General features: G+C 60.3%; 17 protein-coding genes and 2 pseudogenes. 5 read left to right on the top strand and 14 right to left on the bottom strand.

Annotation, left to right across the window (positions count from 1 at the left end; all coding sequences use genetic code 11):
• Both VEIS_RS22625 and VEIS_RS22620 read right to left on the bottom strand, forming a co-directional pair.
• Complete coding sequence (locus VEIS_RS22625) at window positions 1-1,596, bottom strand: AMP-binding protein (RefSeq protein WP_011812353.1); 1,596 nt, start codon at window positions 1,594-1,596, stop codon at window positions 1-3.
• Window positions 1,593-2,627 (bottom strand): Bug family tripartite tricarboxylate transporter substrate binding protein, encoded by a 1,035-nt coding sequence (locus VEIS_RS22620; RefSeq protein WP_011812352.1) that lies wholly within the window; start codon window positions 2,625-2,627, stop codon window positions 1,593-1,595. Before VEIS_RS22620 ends, VEIS_RS22625 begins: the two co-directional genes overlap by 4 nt.
• A gap of 127 nt (window positions 2,628-2,754) precedes the next feature.
• Here VEIS_RS22620 and VEIS_RS22615 point away from each other — a divergent pair, with 127 nt between their 5' ends.
• The gene (locus VEIS_RS22615; protein ID WP_011812351.1) at window positions 2,755-3,777 is read left to right on the top strand and encodes a LacI family DNA-binding transcriptional regulator; all 1,023 of its coding nucleotides are present in this window, start codon (window positions 2,755-2,757) and stop codon (window positions 3,775-3,777) included.
• Window positions 3,778-3,796: 19 nt separating this feature from the next.
• Here the strand turns inward: VEIS_RS22615 and VEIS_RS30015 are convergent, their stop codons facing one another.
• Complete coding sequence (locus tag VEIS_RS30015) at window positions 3,797-3,973, bottom strand: hypothetical protein (protein WP_232287781.1); 177 nt, start codon at window positions 3,971-3,973, stop codon at window positions 3,797-3,799.
• Here VEIS_RS30015 and VEIS_RS30010 point away from each other — a divergent pair.
• Window positions 3,955-4,095: a hypothetical protein gene (locus tag VEIS_RS30010; protein ID WP_198138088.1), complete on the top strand. Its 141-nt coding sequence runs from the start codon at window positions 3,955-3,957 to the stop codon at window positions 4,093-4,095. The two genes, VEIS_RS30015 and VEIS_RS30010, sit on opposite strands and share 19 nt — an antisense overlap.
• Window positions 4,096-4,110: 15 nt before the next feature.
• Here VEIS_RS30010 and VEIS_RS30895 read toward each other — a convergent pair whose 3' ends face one another.
• The 8 genes and pseudogenes from VEIS_RS30895 to VEIS_RS22580 form a co-directional block, all read right to left on the bottom strand.
• Entirely contained in the window at window positions 4,111-4,293 is a 183-nt protein-coding gene (locus tag VEIS_RS30895; protein ID WP_011812349.1) for an Ig-like domain-containing protein, read from the bottom strand.
• 19 nt (window positions 4,294-4,312) lie between these two features.
• Entirely contained in the window at window positions 4,313-5,056 is a 744-nt protein-coding gene (locus VEIS_RS30890; protein WP_049774003.1) for an Ig-like domain-containing protein, read from the bottom strand.
• Window positions 5,053-5,259 (bottom strand): hypothetical protein, encoded by a 207-nt coding sequence (locus tag VEIS_RS30885; protein WP_049774002.1) that lies wholly within the window; start codon window positions 5,257-5,259, stop codon window positions 5,053-5,055. Before VEIS_RS30885 ends, VEIS_RS30890 begins: the two co-directional genes overlap by 4 nt.
• A 243-nt stretch (window positions 5,260-5,502) precedes the next feature.
• Window positions 5,503-6,260 (bottom strand): annotated as a pseudogene (locus VEIS_RS27210) (IS5 family transposase).
• Between the two features lie 61 nt (window positions 6,261-6,321).
• Complete coding sequence (locus VEIS_RS22595; RefSeq protein ID WP_011812345.1) at window positions 6,322-7,950, bottom strand: ThiF family adenylyltransferase; 1,629 nt, start codon at window positions 7,948-7,950, stop codon at window positions 6,322-6,324.
• Window positions 7,947-9,089 carry a CBASS cGAMP synthase gene (locus VEIS_RS22590; protein WP_011812344.1) on the bottom strand — a complete coding sequence of 381 codons (1,143 nt, stop codon included), beginning with the start codon at window positions 9,087-9,089 and terminating at the stop codon, window positions 7,947-7,949. Before VEIS_RS22590 ends, VEIS_RS22595 begins: the two co-directional genes overlap by 4 nt.
• On the bottom strand, window positions 9,083-10,084 hold the full coding sequence (locus VEIS_RS22585) for a CBASS cGAMP-activated phospholipase (protein WP_011812343.1): 1,002 nt from the start codon (window positions 10,082-10,084) through the stop codon (window positions 9,083-9,085). The genes VEIS_RS22590 and VEIS_RS22585 overlap by 7 nt, the downstream gene beginning before the upstream one ends.
• A 5-nt stretch (window positions 10,085-10,089) precedes the next feature.
• Window positions 10,090-10,314: a DUF2188 domain-containing protein gene (locus VEIS_RS22580; protein WP_011812342.1), complete on the bottom strand. Its 225-nt coding sequence runs from the start codon at window positions 10,312-10,314 to the stop codon at window positions 10,090-10,092.
• A gap of 276 nt (window positions 10,315-10,590) precedes the next feature.
• Between VEIS_RS22580 and VEIS_RS27205 the strand changes: the two genes are divergently transcribed.
• The 3 genes from VEIS_RS27205 to VEIS_RS22570 are packed head-to-tail and all read left to right on the top strand — an operon-like array spanning window position 10,591 to window position 13,308.
• Window positions 10,591-10,977 carry a helix-turn-helix domain-containing protein gene (locus VEIS_RS27205; RefSeq protein ID WP_011812341.1) on the top strand — a complete coding sequence of 129 codons (387 nt, stop codon included), beginning with the start codon at window positions 10,591-10,593 and terminating at the stop codon, window positions 10,975-10,977.
• Between the two features lie 2 nt (window positions 10,978-10,979).
• Window positions 10,980-11,849 (top strand): ImmA/IrrE family metallo-endopeptidase, encoded by an 870-nt coding sequence (locus VEIS_RS22575; RefSeq protein ID WP_011812340.1) that lies wholly within the window; start codon window positions 10,980-10,982, stop codon window positions 11,847-11,849.
• A gap of 52 nt (window positions 11,850-11,901) precedes the next feature.
• Window positions 11,902-13,308, top strand: a complete 1,407-nt coding sequence (locus VEIS_RS22570; RefSeq protein WP_011812339.1) for a CBASS cGAMP synthase — start codon at window positions 11,902-11,904, stop codon at window positions 13,306-13,308.
• 517 nt (window positions 13,309-13,825) lie between these two features.
• Here the strand turns inward: VEIS_RS22570 and VEIS_RS22560 are convergent.
• From VEIS_RS22560 to leuD, 3 genes and pseudogenes are all read right to left on the bottom strand, one after another.
• Window positions 13,826-14,068: pseudogene (locus VEIS_RS22560) on the bottom strand (IS3 family transposase); the annotation flags it as partial.
• Window positions 14,002-14,967, bottom strand: coding sequence for a Bug family tripartite tricarboxylate transporter substrate binding protein (locus VEIS_RS22555; RefSeq protein ID WP_265259916.1), 966 nt, complete (start codon window positions 14,965-14,967; stop codon window positions 14,002-14,004). The pseudogene VEIS_RS22560 and the gene VEIS_RS22555, both read right to left, overlap by 67 nt.
• Window positions 14,968-15,030: 63 nt before the next feature.
• The gene (gene leuD / locus VEIS_RS22550; protein ID WP_041950288.1) at window positions 15,031-15,672 is read right to left on the bottom strand and encodes a 3-isopropylmalate dehydratase small subunit; all 642 of its coding nucleotides are present in this window, start codon (window positions 15,670-15,672) and stop codon (window positions 15,031-15,033) included.

Raw genomic sequence — 15,672 nt, 5'->3', positions numbered from 1 at the left:
TCAGTGAATCGATCTGGCCAAGCTGCCCCAATAGCGCTCGCGCAGCGCCTTCTTGTCGGGCTTACCGAGCGGGGTCAGCGGCAAGGCCTCCACGAAGTCCACGGTCTTGGGGGTGCACACGGCACCTTTTGCGTGACGCACGAACTCGCGAAGTTCTTCCGGGCCGACTCGTACGTCCGGCCGTATGACGACGATGGCTTTGACAGCTTCACCCCAGCGTTCATCCGGTACGCCAATGACGGCCACTGCGGCGACTGATGGGTGCTGGGCGATAACGTCCTCGATCTCCTTCGGATAGACGTTGAAGCCACCAGAAATGACCATGTCCTTGCGTCGATCCACCAGGTAGTAATAGCCGTGGGAATCGCGGCGCGCCATGTCGCCCGTGTGCAGCCAGCCATTGCGCAGCGCCTCTGCCGTCTGCTCCGGTTGTTTCCAGTAGCCGTCCATGACCAGGGGACTGCGCACACAGAGCTCGCCCACCTCATCAGGCTCGATCGGCTGATCGTTTGCGTCCAGTAGGGCCACCGTCACACCCGGATAAGGCATACCCGCTGATGCGAGCGTGTCCACGTCCGCACGGCAATGGTCCTCGGGCGTCAGGTGAAGGATGTTGCTCGGGCACTCCGTCTGCCCGTAACTTTGCGCCAGCACGGGCCCGATGCGGGAGATCGCTTCGCGAATGCGCGCGGGCGTCATGGGCGATGCGCCATATGACAACAGCTCCAACGAAGAGAAGTCGGCCGTCGCGCACCGTGGATGATCGAGCAACTTGTAGATCATCGTCGGCACCAGGAACACCGAACCAATCCGATGTTCTTTGACCGCGTCGATGAAGCGATCCGGATCGAATCCACGCTGCAGAACGAACGTGCCACCCAGTGCAAGCGTTGGCACGATCATGGCGCCCGCACCATGCGAGATCGGGGTCGGACACAGAACGCGTGTTCCTGGCCGAAGGCCGCGCGCGGCCATGAGCAGTACCGCCTGCATCCATACAGAACGGTTGGCGAGCATCACGCCCTTGGGCTTGCCGGTCGTACCACCGGTGTAGGCTAGGCGAATGATGTCGGTACTGGCTGCATGCGAGACCAGTGGGGCGGGCTCCATGGTGTCGGCCAGCTCCCAAAAATCGGCAAAGCCCTCGCAGGAACCGTGCGCGAACCATCGAGGCACTCCCGGACACCCCGCGCGCAGGGCCACCGCACGTTGCTGGTGAGCCTGCTCCGAGATGAACACGGAGGGATCGGCGTCGTTCACGATATAGACGTGATCGTCGTAGCCGCCCATGGCGTGCAACGTGACGGAACGCAGGCCGAGCAGGTACGCGGCGGCCATTACGACGAAGACTTCCACCCGATTGCCGGAAAGCTGCATCACGCCGTCGCCACGCTGCAATCCCAGCGATGAGAACGCAGCCATGGCCTTGCCGACGAGGCGACCCAGTTCCGTGTAGGTGATGGACCGATCGCCGTCGATGAACGCCACGCGATCGGGATACCGGCCGATGGCCGAGAGGATGATCCCGCCGATGCTCCCACCCTCGTGAGCCAGCGCTGCGAGCGTCGCGTTCGATGCCGTTGAAGAGACAGTCATTGCTTGGGCACTCCCGCTGCGGCCACGGCAAGCTTCCAGGTGGCCAGTTCATGGCGAATGAAGTCGCCGAACTCCTTCGGGGTTCCCCCTTTCAGCTCGCTGCCGGTGGCTGCTGCGCGCGAGGCGACCTCTTGCGATCTGATCGCCTGATTCCCGGCGGCGTTAAGGGCGCGGATGATGGACGCCGGCGTGCCCTTGGGCACCAGGAATCCGCCCCACGCGGCAACGTTGTAGCCTGGCACGCCTCCAGCATCGATGGTCGGCAGGTCCGGGAGGACCGGAGAGCGCTCCAGCCCACTGGTCGCAAGCCCGCGCAGCTTTCCGCCGCGAATGAAGGACAACGAGGCCGACAAGGTGTCGATCATGAAGTCGACCTGGCCCGACATGAGGTCGGTCAGTGCCTGCGAACTCCCTTTGTAGGGGACATGCAATGCGTCGACACCGGTTTTGCTGCAAAAGAGCGCCCCCGCCAGATGCTGTGTACTCCCCAGTCCAGCCGACGCATACGTGAGCTTGCCCGGCTTCGACTTGGCCAGTTGGATCAACTCCCGCGTGGAGGTCACACCCAGGTCGCTACGCACCAACAGCACCATGAGCGTACGACTCACAAAGAGCACCGGCTCGAAGTCCGCGACCGGGTCGTAGGGGAGCTTGGCGAACACATTGGGGTTGATGCCGTGGATGGTGCTGGTCGTATAGAACAGCGTGTAGCCATCCGGCGCACTGCGTGCAACGGCTTCCGCGGCGATGTTTCCCGAAGCGCCCGGCCGGTTCTCCACGACGATGGGTTGCCCCAACCCCTCAGCCATCTTCTGGGCGACCAGGCGGGCCGAATTGTCGGTGGCCCCGCCGGGAGGAAAACCCAGAACCAAGCGTATCGGCCGCTGCGGAAATTCACGCCCCTGCGCGCCCGCCAGGGCCGGCACGCAGCCCACGGCGGCCAACAGAAGAGCACGGCGCGAAAGCGGCGAAGCCGTGCAGATCTCGGAGGCGACCGAGCCCGAAGGAGCACAGTTGGTGAATCGATTCATGATGAGCCGAATCGTAGAATATGAATCGATTCACCAAATTGGGGTTTACCCGTTACCTCCTGCTCGGCTGATTGCCCCGCTGTGCTGAAATGCGTCCTCAAGCGAAGAAGAAAGCGCCTTTTCCCGTATGCAAGACAAGAAGATTCGAATTCAGGACGTCGCCGCGATGGCCGGCGTTTCGGTGGGCAGCGCCTCGCGCGTGCTCAATCAGGCAGCCAATGTCTCGCCAGATGTGCGCGCGAAGGTCGAGCACGCGATGGCGCAGCTGGAATATCAGCCGAGCCATACCGCGCGGGCTTTGCGCTCCAGAAGCAGCAGGACCATCGGATGCATGTTTTCCGACATCACCAATCCCCTTTATGCACGTGCATTCCGCACGCTTGAAGATGCTTTCCGCGCCGATGGGTACATGCTGTTGCTGGCGCATGGGCTGAACGATGTCGAACGTGAACTCGAAAGCCTGCGCACGTTCCAGACGCGCGGCATGGATGGGGTGATTTGTGCACCCGGACATGAGCGCGCTCCAGAGCTGGTGGCGTTGATGAACTCGATGTCGATGCCGATCGTGCTCTATGACCGAGAAATGCCTGATACGCGTGCCGATGCCCTCCTGTTCGACCATGTGCGTGGCATGAAGGACGCTTGCAACCAGCTGTTTGCATTCGGACATGAACGCATCGCGCTGGCACTGTGGAATGCAGACAGTCGGCCGGTCCGAAAACGCATCGAGGGCTACAAGGCGGCGTATTGCGCCGCGGGAATGGAACCACCGGATCTCATCCTGCGCCAGCCAACTCCGACCAGTTCCGTCTACGAAGACCTGCTGCGCATGCTCGAAGGTCCTGCCCCTCCTACCGCCCTGATCGCCCAAGGCACGCACATTCTTGTCAGCGCATTGAGGGCAGTCGCACGAACCGGGCGTCGAGTCCCGCAGGATTTCTCCGTCGTGAGCATTGGTGACAGCGACTTCACCCAAACACACGACCCGCCCATCACCGCACTGCGCACCGATGCGGAGCTTGTCGCTGCCCATGCCAAGGCACTACTTCTGGATCGTCTTTCTGGACGCGTTCAGATCGTCGCCCCTCCTCGCACCGTGGTAGCCCCATACGCTCTGATCGAGCGAGCCTCTTGGGCAACCAGGCGTTGAGCACCGCTGGATATGCGGCCTACGACGGCTGCTCTAGTGTCGCGTCATCGGTCAGATGTCGTAGGCTGCGCGCAGCCATCGGAGCGCAGCGCAAGGCGCATCGCGCAGCCAATACCGAGCGTATTGGCAAGCGATGCAACGCCGCGATGCACTTCGATGGCCAGCGCAGACCGACAGATGATCGGTGACGCGACACTAGCCCACGACGCCGTGGTGCAGGGGCTGAGCGAGTTGCCCTTCATGCGCGAGGTGAAGCACTGGGGCGTGCTGACCATCGGCACGGGGCTGGGCAACGCGAGCTTCACGAACCTGGCCTGAGGCCGCACTGGTGGGCTACAGGTCTTCCGGCTGCATCCCCTCGACACGCACGTTGACCGAAGCGCTGGCAACGTTACCCGCTGCATCGGCCGCAAGCACCTCGATGCTCGCGGCACCGGTCTTCGCAGGCGTCCACGAATAGGAATAAGGCGCGGCGCGCAGCGCGCACACGGCCTTGCCATCGATGATGAACTTCACCTCCGAGACGCCGACGTTGTCAGATGCCGTAGCCGTGAGCCGGCGTTGCCAACGCAACGGCAGGCACGGTGTCGGTCGGCGGATTGACGATCACGTTCGCGAAGGCGACCGCCGAGTTGCCGGCCATATCGAGCGCGATCACGCGAATCGTCTGCATGCCCGGCGCAGTCGGCGTCCACATGCAGGTGTACGGCGGCGCCGTGAAGGTGCAGATCGGCAGGCTGTTGGCACCGAGCACCTTGACGCCGAAGACGCCCACGTTGTCCACCGCCACCAGTGCAAGGGGCGTGGGCTGGCCCACCGTGGCCATGGCCGGCGCGGCCAGCGAAACGGTCGGCTTGTAGGCATCGGGAATGCCCAGCGGCAGGTCGATGGTGAAGGCCGCCTGGCCCTGCACCGCCTTCTGCTCGAACGCATCGAAGATGGTGAACCACGTCGCGCCCGGCGCACGGCCCGGTGCCTGCGCCTTCACGAGCAGGTTGGTCTTGCCGACCGCCAAGCAGTTGAAGCCGCAGCGCCAGTCGAACGCGAAGAGGCCGCTGGCATCGGCCACGCCTTGTGCGAGCGGCTCCAGCGGCTTCTGCGCACCGGGGTCGCGCCATACCGAGACCTGCGCGCCTGCCAACACCGCACCGGTCTCGCGATCCGTCACGCGCACCTGCGTGGCGGTGGTCGTGGCCATGTACTTCGAGCTGCCGAGCTTGGGCCAGTCGCTCCAGTCGGTGTTGATGTTGGCCTTGGTGCCTTCGGTGAAACGGATCATCTCCAGCGTGGCGACGCGGTTGACGGCGGGTCGAAGCGCTCTTCGAACACGGTCCCCAGCAGCGGGTCGAGGCGCCACTGCTGGCGCTGCCACCAGTAGCGGTCGGTGAGCTTGGCGAGTTCGAGGTCGGCCTTGGGCGCCACCTCGGTGGTGTCGGTCACGGCGATGGCGTTGTAGTACTCGCCGGAGCCGGCGCCGAACACGTGCTCCAGCTCGTGCAGCAGGGTCTTGAGCTGGCGGCCGAGGTAGTCCTTCTCGGTGGATTCGGGGGCGGCCCGCGTGATCGTGCGCGAGAGGCGCAGCGGGTCGTGGATCGCGGTCCAGTTGAGGTTCCAGGCTGCGGATTTCAGCGATCCCGGACAGCCATTTCAGGCTGATCGCGGACAGCGTTTCAGCGTGATGGCGGACGGGCGCAACGAGCGCGAGTGCCTAGGGCGTGTTAACAATCAAGTAATCCAGATATAAGTACAAACCAGATTGAGAAACGACAGGTAGTTACGCGCCAGCTTTTCATAACGAGTTGCGATTCTTCGGAATTGCTTGATCCGATTAAAAAAACGCTCGACCAAATTGCGCTCCTTATACAGATGTCGATCATAACTTCACTGTACCACACGATTGCGCCTGGGTGGAATGACCGCCGTCGCACCAGCGACCTGAATGCTGTCAATCAGGGCATCGGCATCGTAGCCCTTGTCAGCCAGTACCGCATCGGCTTTCAAGCCTTCCAACAGCGACTTGGCTTGTGTAATATCGGCTACCTCGCCACCCGTGAGCAGCCAACGCACTGGGCTACCGAGCGCATCGACAACGACGTGAATCTTGCTCGTCCATCCACCACGCGAACGGCCTATTGCCTGTGGCCCCTCTTTTTTTTGGCACCAGCAGCGTGTTGATGTGCACGCACCACCGTACTATCGATCATCAGCATTTTCAAATCTCTGTCGCCACTGACAATTTCGCAGACCCGCTGCCATACGCCCGACTCGCCCCAGCGTTTGAACCGCGTGTATGTCGTGTGCCAGTTGCCCAATTCTGCAGGCAAGTCTCGCCATGGTGAACCCGTGCGCATGATCCACAACACCGCTTCCAAAAATAGCCGATTGTCCTGGGCGGTCGCCCCAGGATCGCTCGGCTTACCCGGTAATAACGGAGATAATTTCTCCCATTGTTCATCACATAGTAGTTTTCTGACTTCTTGCATCTTGGACTCCTATTCATTCAAAGATCAAGTATAGACATAGTCCATTGATTGTTAACACGCCCTAGGAATTGCATAACGGGCAATCCCGATCTCGCAGAGGATCGCAGTCAGGCGTGGCCAGCTGATGGGTCTGGTCGATCAGCCGGGTCCGCAACGCAGGAGAGTGGACGCCGTTGATCCAATCAAGGGCCATCTCAGCACCCAAGCTGGCAGCCTGCACCGACACCGAAGCCGGAAATGGCACATACAAGCCCTCGCACCCATGGCCTGCCAAGATGTTAGGCAGAGCATCAAGGGTCGAGCGAAGTTCGCCTCTTCTGTAGCTGTGCCATAGGCATCGGTAGCACGCACCCGATGCGTTCGTTCTCAGGAGCGCACGCACAGCCGTTCCCGGCCCTTCGATCCAGACAGAAAGCATGGGCGTGGGTGCCATGAAGCGGCCGCACAGCCAATGTCCGAGGGATTCTTCGCCGGTGGCATCGATGAGTAGGTCCAGTTTTCCCAGTTGGGCCTGCCTGACATCCACGGGGAGCGCATGAACCTCGGCGCCTGGCGACAAGCGCTTGAGTTCCTTCACCATCGCCTCGGCCTTGTTCGACAACAGGTCCGGGAAGCCGAGGCGATGCCGTCCAATGTTTTGCGGAAGGAGGCCATCAAAATCCACCAGTGTGAGTTTCCCCCCGCATGAGCCTGCCCCGGCCTTGACCAGCATGTCCGAGAGGTATCCGCCGATCGTGCCGCAACCCACAAGTGCGATTCGCTTCCCTGCCAGCGTTCTCGACTTGGGGATGTTGCGCTGGGCCAGATACCGGTCATCAATTCGGATCACCGAGACGGGCATCACCTTCAGCCCAAAACTCGAATCCCTGCGATCAGCGAGCTTGGTCTTTTGACTCACTTGGTGGTCAAAGAGCACGGCAAAGCCGTAGGTCATCAGTGGCGATTCGATGATGATCAGGACGCCATTTGCTTTTTTGCTTTGCCCTTCCTTGACTCGTTCGTGAATCTTGCGCCGACACCGAGAGTCCAGGGTGCTTTGCCAAGCCAAGATATCCGCCACTGTCTCCGGTGGCCAGTGGCTGGTCAGTGGTCGGGGTTGTGCGGTGGTCTTGACCCGGTAAGTCAGCACCGTTTTATCGGTGACCTGGTAGCCGAGTGAATGCAGCTTTCTTGTTGTTCGATCTTCGTTGTCGGTTATGAACCAGAGCGGATTCCCATTGGCTTGCGCAACGATACAGTTCTGCCACCCCAGATCTTCGCCTTGCATGTCCACGAAGCAAAGCCAGCCGTTCCAGTAGGCAAAGAATTCTTCGGCAAGATCCTCGACTATCTCGCCTTTCAATATCTGCCCGAGCACCGCGGCCGCACGTTGCAGGCATGCCAAGGACTGCCCTACAGGGTCGTAGATGTCCATCACGACGGTTCCCTTGGCCAGATAGCAAAGGCCGCCATCCGCGCCAAGGTGAGGAACTGCGTTGGGCAGTGCAGGTGGTATTTCAAGCAGCCGAATGCGAGGCAGGTCGAAGAAGGTGGGGTCGAGCTGAACCTCACACAGACACCCCTTGTCTGCTCCGAGCGGGGTCAGCGGCCCCCGCAGCTTGAACCAACCGTCGTCCGTCTTACCGACAAACTCGAAGCCTTGCTGCTTGAAGGCTTCGATCACGTCCGCGACTGCGGCGACGCTGCTCATCCGGCTTTCGTTCGCCCGACCAATTCACTCGGACCATCTGTGGCCGGCGCTGCGGCAATGGTGGCGGCAACGGATACCACCTTGACCCGGTCCGGCTCGTTCGGAAAACGTGGACCGAACTCGCCTTGCATCCAGATGCAGGCCTGTGAAGGACTGCCGGCGTCGGTGGCACCGCGCAGCACCTTTTCCAATGCTTCGAACGCTTTCGCAGCCTCTTCGACGCCCTCTTTGCCAAGGCGTACAGTGAGTGACTCCGACTCATCCACTGGGTTGTTCACCCCCGCACGCAGCCGGGCCGGCAATGCCGCGACAACAGCCAACAATGCCAGGTCGTCGCGCCGATCCCGCTTCTCGAACAGCGGAGCCGCAGCGGCCATTAACAGAATCGAAGCCGGCCCGCCGCTGGACCACCGCCAATCACGGAACGCCTTCAAGTAGCGAATCACGCGGCGGAACTGTTCGCCCTTGGCTTCCACCTCGCCCAGAAACCATTCCTTCACGGGCCTGGGGTCCGAAGACATCCAGTTGCATTCACGATGCGCCAGCAGAACTTTGTCAGCGGGCAATGCCGTCCAGGCATCCCGCTCTGCCATATTCACCGCCTCCGTCAGCGAGTCATAGCCGTATCGCTCCATCGAGGCTTTCGCGAGCGTGACGAATTCTTCGTCGGGAATGGCGTACAGCGGAATGTCGATGTGGGCATACGCTGTAATGACGATCCGGATGCAGGTCGGCTTGTCGGTGACGAGCTTCCAGCGCTTTTCCTCGACCAGCGGCTTCAACGCTTCTTCTGCAGCGGCAAAGAACACCGTTGTTGCGCGGCTGGGACGCTTCGTCTGCGAGACAAAACTCAACGGCAGATAGCAACCATCATCGACATCCGCCTGCTGGGGCCGTTGTGCCGGGCCATTCAAGGTCTTGTACGCCCACGATCCTTGCGTGAAGAAGCGCGGCTGCGGCACGTCTTCCGTGTACCCACGTTCGCGCAGCACGCGCGGAATTCCGGTGCGAAGGCAGTTCCTGACATCATTTCGGGCGCTGGCGATCCAGGCTCGTTGCCCGGGCGACAGATCCAGCTCGTCATGCATGCAGGATTCGTCATCGACGGTGGTAAAGAAAAGCGGGCTCAGGTTCAGCATGTGGCCTCCGACACATTCTTGTTAGGGCCGTGATAGAAGGTGGGTGCGCCGGCCTTGTGCGCTCGAAACGGTTGGAAAAGCGGGTCGCCAAGCGCGCGCTGCGCAGCATGATTGCCGCGGTCCTTCAGCGTATTCGTGGCGCCGATGGAAACCCGGTCCAGCGCCTTCACGTCCTTGCTTTGATCGGGCGTGGCCTTGTCGTCGATCTGGAAGTAGTTGCTACCCAACGACTGGCGCAGCATGTAGTCCACCGACGACTCCTGGGCGGAGATCACCAGATCGAACAGCCCCCCGCGCCACTTGCCGAATCCGCGGTCGAGGCTGGCGCCGCCGCGGACTGTTGCACCGATCGTCATCGTGCCGATGGACAGCACCCGGACCAGTGCATTCTGTTTCGGCGCGAGGAACGTATTGACTTCGTGCAGCCCGAACAGTCCGGGCGCATTGCCGACCAATCCGCCATCAGCGAAGACGCCGCGGTCGTTGCGCGCCAGCGGAAAGTACACAGGCGCGGCGGCGGTAGCCAACGCCACATCGACGATCTTCAGGCGGTGATCCAACTCGAAGGAAGGATGGTGGGGCGTCTTGAAGAACTGTCCACGCCCCGTCGAGTAGTTGACGGTCGGCACGAGAACGCGGTGCTTCAAGTTGCCGATCGTGGTGTCTTGGAAGCGTTCGGTCAGCACACCCCGCAACCCTACCGAGTCGTGCTTGGCAGTCAACCAGAAACCCAGAAGGCGCCTCGCAAGACTGCGGCAACCAAAGATGCGGGAGCCTTGCTTTTCAAACAAAGCCTTGAGTTCAATGGCCGGGATTTCCGCGGCCAGCCCCAAGGCCAGCATCCCACCTGCGGAAGTGCCGCAGATCAGGTCGAAGTGCGAAGCGATGGGGCGGCCCAGCACGGCTTCGATCTTGGCCAGAACCGTCGCTGTGTACAGGCCGCGATAGCCGCCCCCAGACAGGGCGAGCACATGGTAGGTGGGCACGCCCGTCATGGCACTCAGCCTTTCGGCGGGAAGGAGTCGTTGCCGTGGCTGTCCTTGTCACGGATGCGGCCATCCGGGCGGTGGATGACCAGTTCGGACTGCTGGTTACGCGCGATGTCCCGCCCCGCGTCAATGGCCTGCTGCTGCGTGTCGTGCACGGAGGTTGCCCGCTGATTGCCGGCACCCTTGACGGCCCAACCGTCCTGGTGAGGAACTACATGCTGATTTTTGCCTGTCATGGCGAATTTCCTAAAGTTGAACCATCGAGACCCCGGCCAGACGGCCGGGTTGCCAATGACCACCTGTTGAAGCAAAATGCGTTGCTCTTGCAGACAACGGGCGAGTCAAGCCAAATCAACTTGCTGCAGTCGTAGAACTCACTTCTGTTGTCTGGCTGGACAACAATGTATCAGACTTGATGCCAGGCTGCAAATGGTGGGCTTGGTGCCGCAGAACGCAACTGCTGCGGACCGGACGCACAGCGGTGCCCGCCGCAGCCACAAGGAACGGAACGGATGTCACAAACAGGCCTAGGCGTCGCCCTCAAGACGCTACGCGAGCGCAGAACCCTCTCACTGCGCGAAATCGGTCAACTGTCTTCTGTGGACCATGCCTATGTCCACCGGCTGGAGTCCGGCGAGAAGACAAACCCCTCATCCGATTTAGTCGAGAAACTGCTGAAGGTTCTCAAACCAAGTGAAAGAGATGCTGCGCTGGTGATGTGGCTTGTCGACCATGCGGAGGCCGATCCCCGCCTTGTTGAATTCGTGCTGAACGATCCTTCCATCAGCATCGACATCTTTTCGGCTGCAGCAGGTGTGAGACATCGTGGAAATACAAGGCCCGATCCCGCGACACTGATCGCCCGTATACAGCGAGCATTCGAGGACGAGGACGACTGAACATGGATGAAGCGGATGTTAGACAGAAAGCGCGGGCCTTTGTTGCGAAGGTTGATGTGTCCGGCATCCGAGAAGACCTGACGCCCTATGTGGTCGCGGCCAACGCCAAGGTCAAAAAGGATGAACTTGGTGAGGGGGAGTCCGGCTACACGATCACCAAGCCGAATGGCAAGCACGTGATCACGGTGAATTCGCTGGAGACAGAAGAACGCCAACGCTTCACGGTCTGCCACGAAATTGCGCATATCGTCCTTGCGCTGGAATCGAGCCACGAAGAGGTGCCGTCCTGGTCCTATGCGAAGCGGCATCCGAACGAAATCGCGTGCGACACCTTCGCCGCTGAATTGCTGATGCCATATCAGCAATGGCTGTCGCTTGTGCCAAAGGAAGAACCTTCGCTGGAGCTAATCCAGCGCATGGCGGCCCTTTTCAGCACATCATTTCCCGCCGCAGCGTCGCGATTCGCCTCCCTCAGCGACATCCCTTGCGCCTTCGTCACCATGGAGCGCGGTGCAGTACGCTATGCGGCACGCTCCACCAGCTTGCGACAGGCGGGCGCTTGGATATCTCCCAGATCTGCCATCCCCGTCGGCTCCGTGGCTCACCGTCTCCGTTCTTCAGGCAGCAGTGCTGCGGACACGGATGAGGTTGCACAAGACATCTGGTTCGACAACTGGGAAAAGGGCCTCGACCTGTGGGAACTTTCCAGGCACTACGCAGGCACTGACACCACGACCTCGCTGCTGTGGTTCGACAACGAAGATTTACCCGAGGTCGAAGTGAACCGCTTCGGTGTACGCGTCGAGGACGATGGTGGCTTGGCTGAGCTTACTGGGCAACTGCCTTGGCCTGGGCGGAGCCGGCGTCGCTAGTAAAGCATGGCCAACGGCGACAACCACAACCCAAACTATTGAAGGAAGGCTGATGGGCCAAGCCTCGAAGCTGTTCAACGGAAATACCGACCAGACGCTCATCGGACGCGTCACCCCGACGACGGAGCAGCGAGAGTTCCTGCAGCAGCAATGGAACGACCTCGCCGACCACTTGAAGCAGGCACTTGCCAAGCACGGCTACACCATCTCCACGTGGCTTCAGGGCTCCTACAAGTACGCCACGCTCATCAAGCCGGTTCACCTCGGTGAAGAGTATGACGTTGACGTCGGCCTGTACTTCGAGTGGAACGACGACCAAGACGCAGAACCAACGCCCAAGCAACTCCGGGACTGGGTACAAGCCGAGCTTCTTGAGTACGAGAAGGCGTGCGAAGAGCTGAAGAAGGTGGAAGTGCCGCCTAAGGAGCGCTGCTCCCGTGCCTCATATATTCAACAGTTCCACATTGACACGCCGGTCTACCACCTCAACACAGACTCTGACGTCCGACGCTTGGCCTGTTTATCTGGGAAGTGGGAACACAGTGACCCGAAGAAACTCTATAAGTGGTTCAAAGAAGCGGTCAGCGGCGATGATCGTGACCAGCTTCGACGGCTTGTTCGGTATCTCAAGGCCTGGGCAGCAGTCTCCTTTGACGATGCTCCTGGATCCCGGCCGTCATCCATCTTCCTGACCGTCATTGCCACTGAGGCCTATCAGGACTTGTGGGCGCAGCGCCTTCTCGGCTTGGCTGATGACGATGCGCTCTTGGCAGTCATCAAGAAGATGCACGACCGATTGTTCGATGACCGCAAGGTCGAGAACCCGGTCGACAAGAACGAAGACCTCAATCGAATGACAGCGGAGGCATGGGACGGATTCTTGCCCCGGCTTGCTGCGTTACAGGACATTGCTGAGCGCGCTGGCGACGCCAAAGATGAAGCATCGGCCGCGCTTATCTGGTCGGAAGCATTCTCGTTCCTTATGCCGCTGCCGGAGACCGACCAAGTTGAGATAGTCGACGAAGGCTCCGGCCGAGCAGTCATGCAGTTGCCTGAGATTGAAGTCAAGGTGTGCACTGGGACTCCTCCTCGCCCCGTAGCAACGTATCGCAATGAGGTGCCAGGCGTGGCAAAGGACTGCATGCTCTCATTCGCCATTGTCAACCCGCATGTGGTCCCGGAGTTTGCGACGGTAGAGTGGACTGTCCGCAATGAGGGCCAAGAAGCCGACCAGCGGAGCGACTTGGGACACCGACGTGTTGGAATGCGTCTTCTCAGCGTTGAGGAGCACACCGCTTACGTGGGGCGGCACTTCATGGACTGCGTCGTTCGCTTGAACGGGCAGGTTTACGCAGTTCGGCGTGTGCCTGTCACCATTCGCGACGTTCAGCATGTGGCACGCAATCCTCCGAGACCTCCCTATACAAAGCTCCGGAGCCTTTTCCGCCGACGCCGGTGACACCTCGAGTTCGCACGGTGAGAGGGTGTCGTTGGCACGGTGTGAACAGCCTCACCAAGGAGTTGCGCCTGCAGCACATTGTCAGACTCAGGCGACTCAGGTAACTACCCGGGAAGGACATCAAACCAGCCCTGCTCTTACACAGAAGCCGACTTTGACTCAAGGCGTGCTTTGTCCCTCAGAGCATCCGTGAACGAGCGAATGTCGTCGCAATCCCGTGTCAGCAAGGTGAGGCTTATACGGCCAGTGGACGGCGAGTTCGTCCAGTAGTTACCTAAGAGTTCCTTGTCTTCGCCCCCGAGCACTAAATCCCCGTAGCCAAGGGTAGCCTTGTTCTCTGCGTTAGCCCTTCTGGTCATCTGATAGGCGTAGCGGAGGTTCGCATCTCCGGTCACCGGATGCGCATGGAGCGTTTCGAGGATGGATTCACCTGGTAAAGCAGACGTGTACGACTTGATGGACAAGGTTAGGTAGGTCTGCCTGACCTTGCCCCTGGAATCCGTACCCCATAGCGGAGTCACGAATTGGCTTGCTTGGCCTGAGCCGCATGCCAGTCTTGCTCGAACCGCACCGGGCTGACGTACGCCAGCGTGGAGTGCAGCCGGGTGCGGTTGTACCAGAGTACCCAGGCGATGACCTCGTCCTTGGCCTGGCGCCGCGTCACGAAGCGCTGCCCATGCAGTCGCTCCACCTTCAACGAACCGAACAGGGTCTCGCTGCAGGCGTTGTCCCAGCAGTTGCCCTTGCGGCTGCTTGAATTCCAGCGTGTAGCGCGCCCGCACTGTCTTCGTCATTTCCGTTTTCCTTGCTTGCATTGAACCACTCAGCAAGGGATACGTTTTTCGGGGGCAGGGTCACGCCTGCAGGCGCGACCAGGGCATACCAAATCGAAAACTCGTAGTTGGCCCATCCCGCTTCGGCGATCGTCGGCAGCGTCGGCAGTCCGGGAAAGCGCTGGCTGCTGGTGACTGCCAGTGGCCGCACCTTGCCAGTAGCGGCCTGAGGCAATGTGGTTTGCGGAGGATCGAACAGAATCGGAATCTGTCCTCCGACCAGATCGATCATGGCCGGTGCGTTACCTTTGTAGGGCACATGGCTGATCTCGATACCCGCTTGGCGGGCGAACAACGCTGCGGCAAGATACGACGCATTGCCAATGCCCGCAGAGCCATAGTTGAGTTTTCCCGGGTTGGCCTTGGCATACGCCACCAGTTCCTGAACCGTCTTGACTGGCAACGAGATTGCGACATTTAGCACCAACGGTGTCTCGCCAAAGCATGCCACATAGGAAAGATCCTTCAGGGGGCTATAGGGCAGATTCTTGTATTGGTGCGGCGCCAGCACAAGTGGTGACAAGCCGGAGATGCCAATCGTGTAGCCGTCAGCGGGCGCGCGGGCGATCTGTGAATGTGCGATCACGCCAGAGGCACCAGGCACGTTGTCTGCGACGATGGGCTCCCCCAACGAAGCCTCGGCCATTTTGGCGATGTTGCGGCCCACGATATCCAGCGTGCCGCCTGCCGGATATGGCACCACCAGTTTGATCGGACGTGATGGAAATTCGTTGGCGCTAGCCGCCACGGCGGCAACAGCGCCCGCCACTGCCAGCACCACCACTTGTATCCGCCGTCGCGCCGTTAAGAATTTTTCTTGATTCATCATGTGTAGCGTTCTATACGTAGGAAGTTATTCATATCTGGCAACGATTCGGCTGTATGGACCTCATGCACCAAAGAACCAAGGATGCGACTGGCGCCGAGCACGTTCGAAGTCGCCTATTTTTTTCGAGAGCGACAAGGTGGATCCGATTTCATCGATTCCCTCCAGGAGATGCGCTTTGCGGATGGAGTCCATTTCGAACTCAATGCACCATCCCGCAGGACAGGAGATCGTCTGCCGTGGGAGATCGACTTCGAGTTCGAAGCCGACTTGGTGGCTCACCTCATCGAAAAGTCTGTCCATCGTTTCGCTAGCAAGGACGATTGGCAAGAGTCCATTTTTGAAGCAGTTGTCGCGGAAGATGTCAGCAAAACTCGAAGCAATCAGCACACGGAATCCGTATTGCTCGATAGCCCATGGCGCGTGCTCGCGACTGGACCCGCAACCGAAGTTGGCCCCCGCGAGCAAAATTGACGCCTCGCGATAACGAGGCCAGTTAAGGATGAAATCGGGATTCTCAGGACGGCGACTGCAGTCCATGCCAAGCGAGCCAGCATCGAGGTATCGAAAACCATCGAACAGGTGAACTCCGAAGCCTGTGCGCTCAATCGACTTCATGAATTGCTTCGGAAGAATCGCATCCGTGTCGATGTTGGCTCGTGCCATCGGGACCGCGAGACCTCGGTGAAGGACGAAGGACTTCAT

Source organism: Verminephrobacter eiseniae EF01-2 (assembly GCF_000015565.1).
Taxonomy (GTDB): Bacteria; Pseudomonadota; Gammaproteobacteria; order Burkholderiales; family Burkholderiaceae_C; genus Acidovorax; species Acidovorax eiseniae.
Note: the sequence above shows the minus strand (reverse complement) of the source record. Positions and strands in the feature narration are given on the sequence as shown.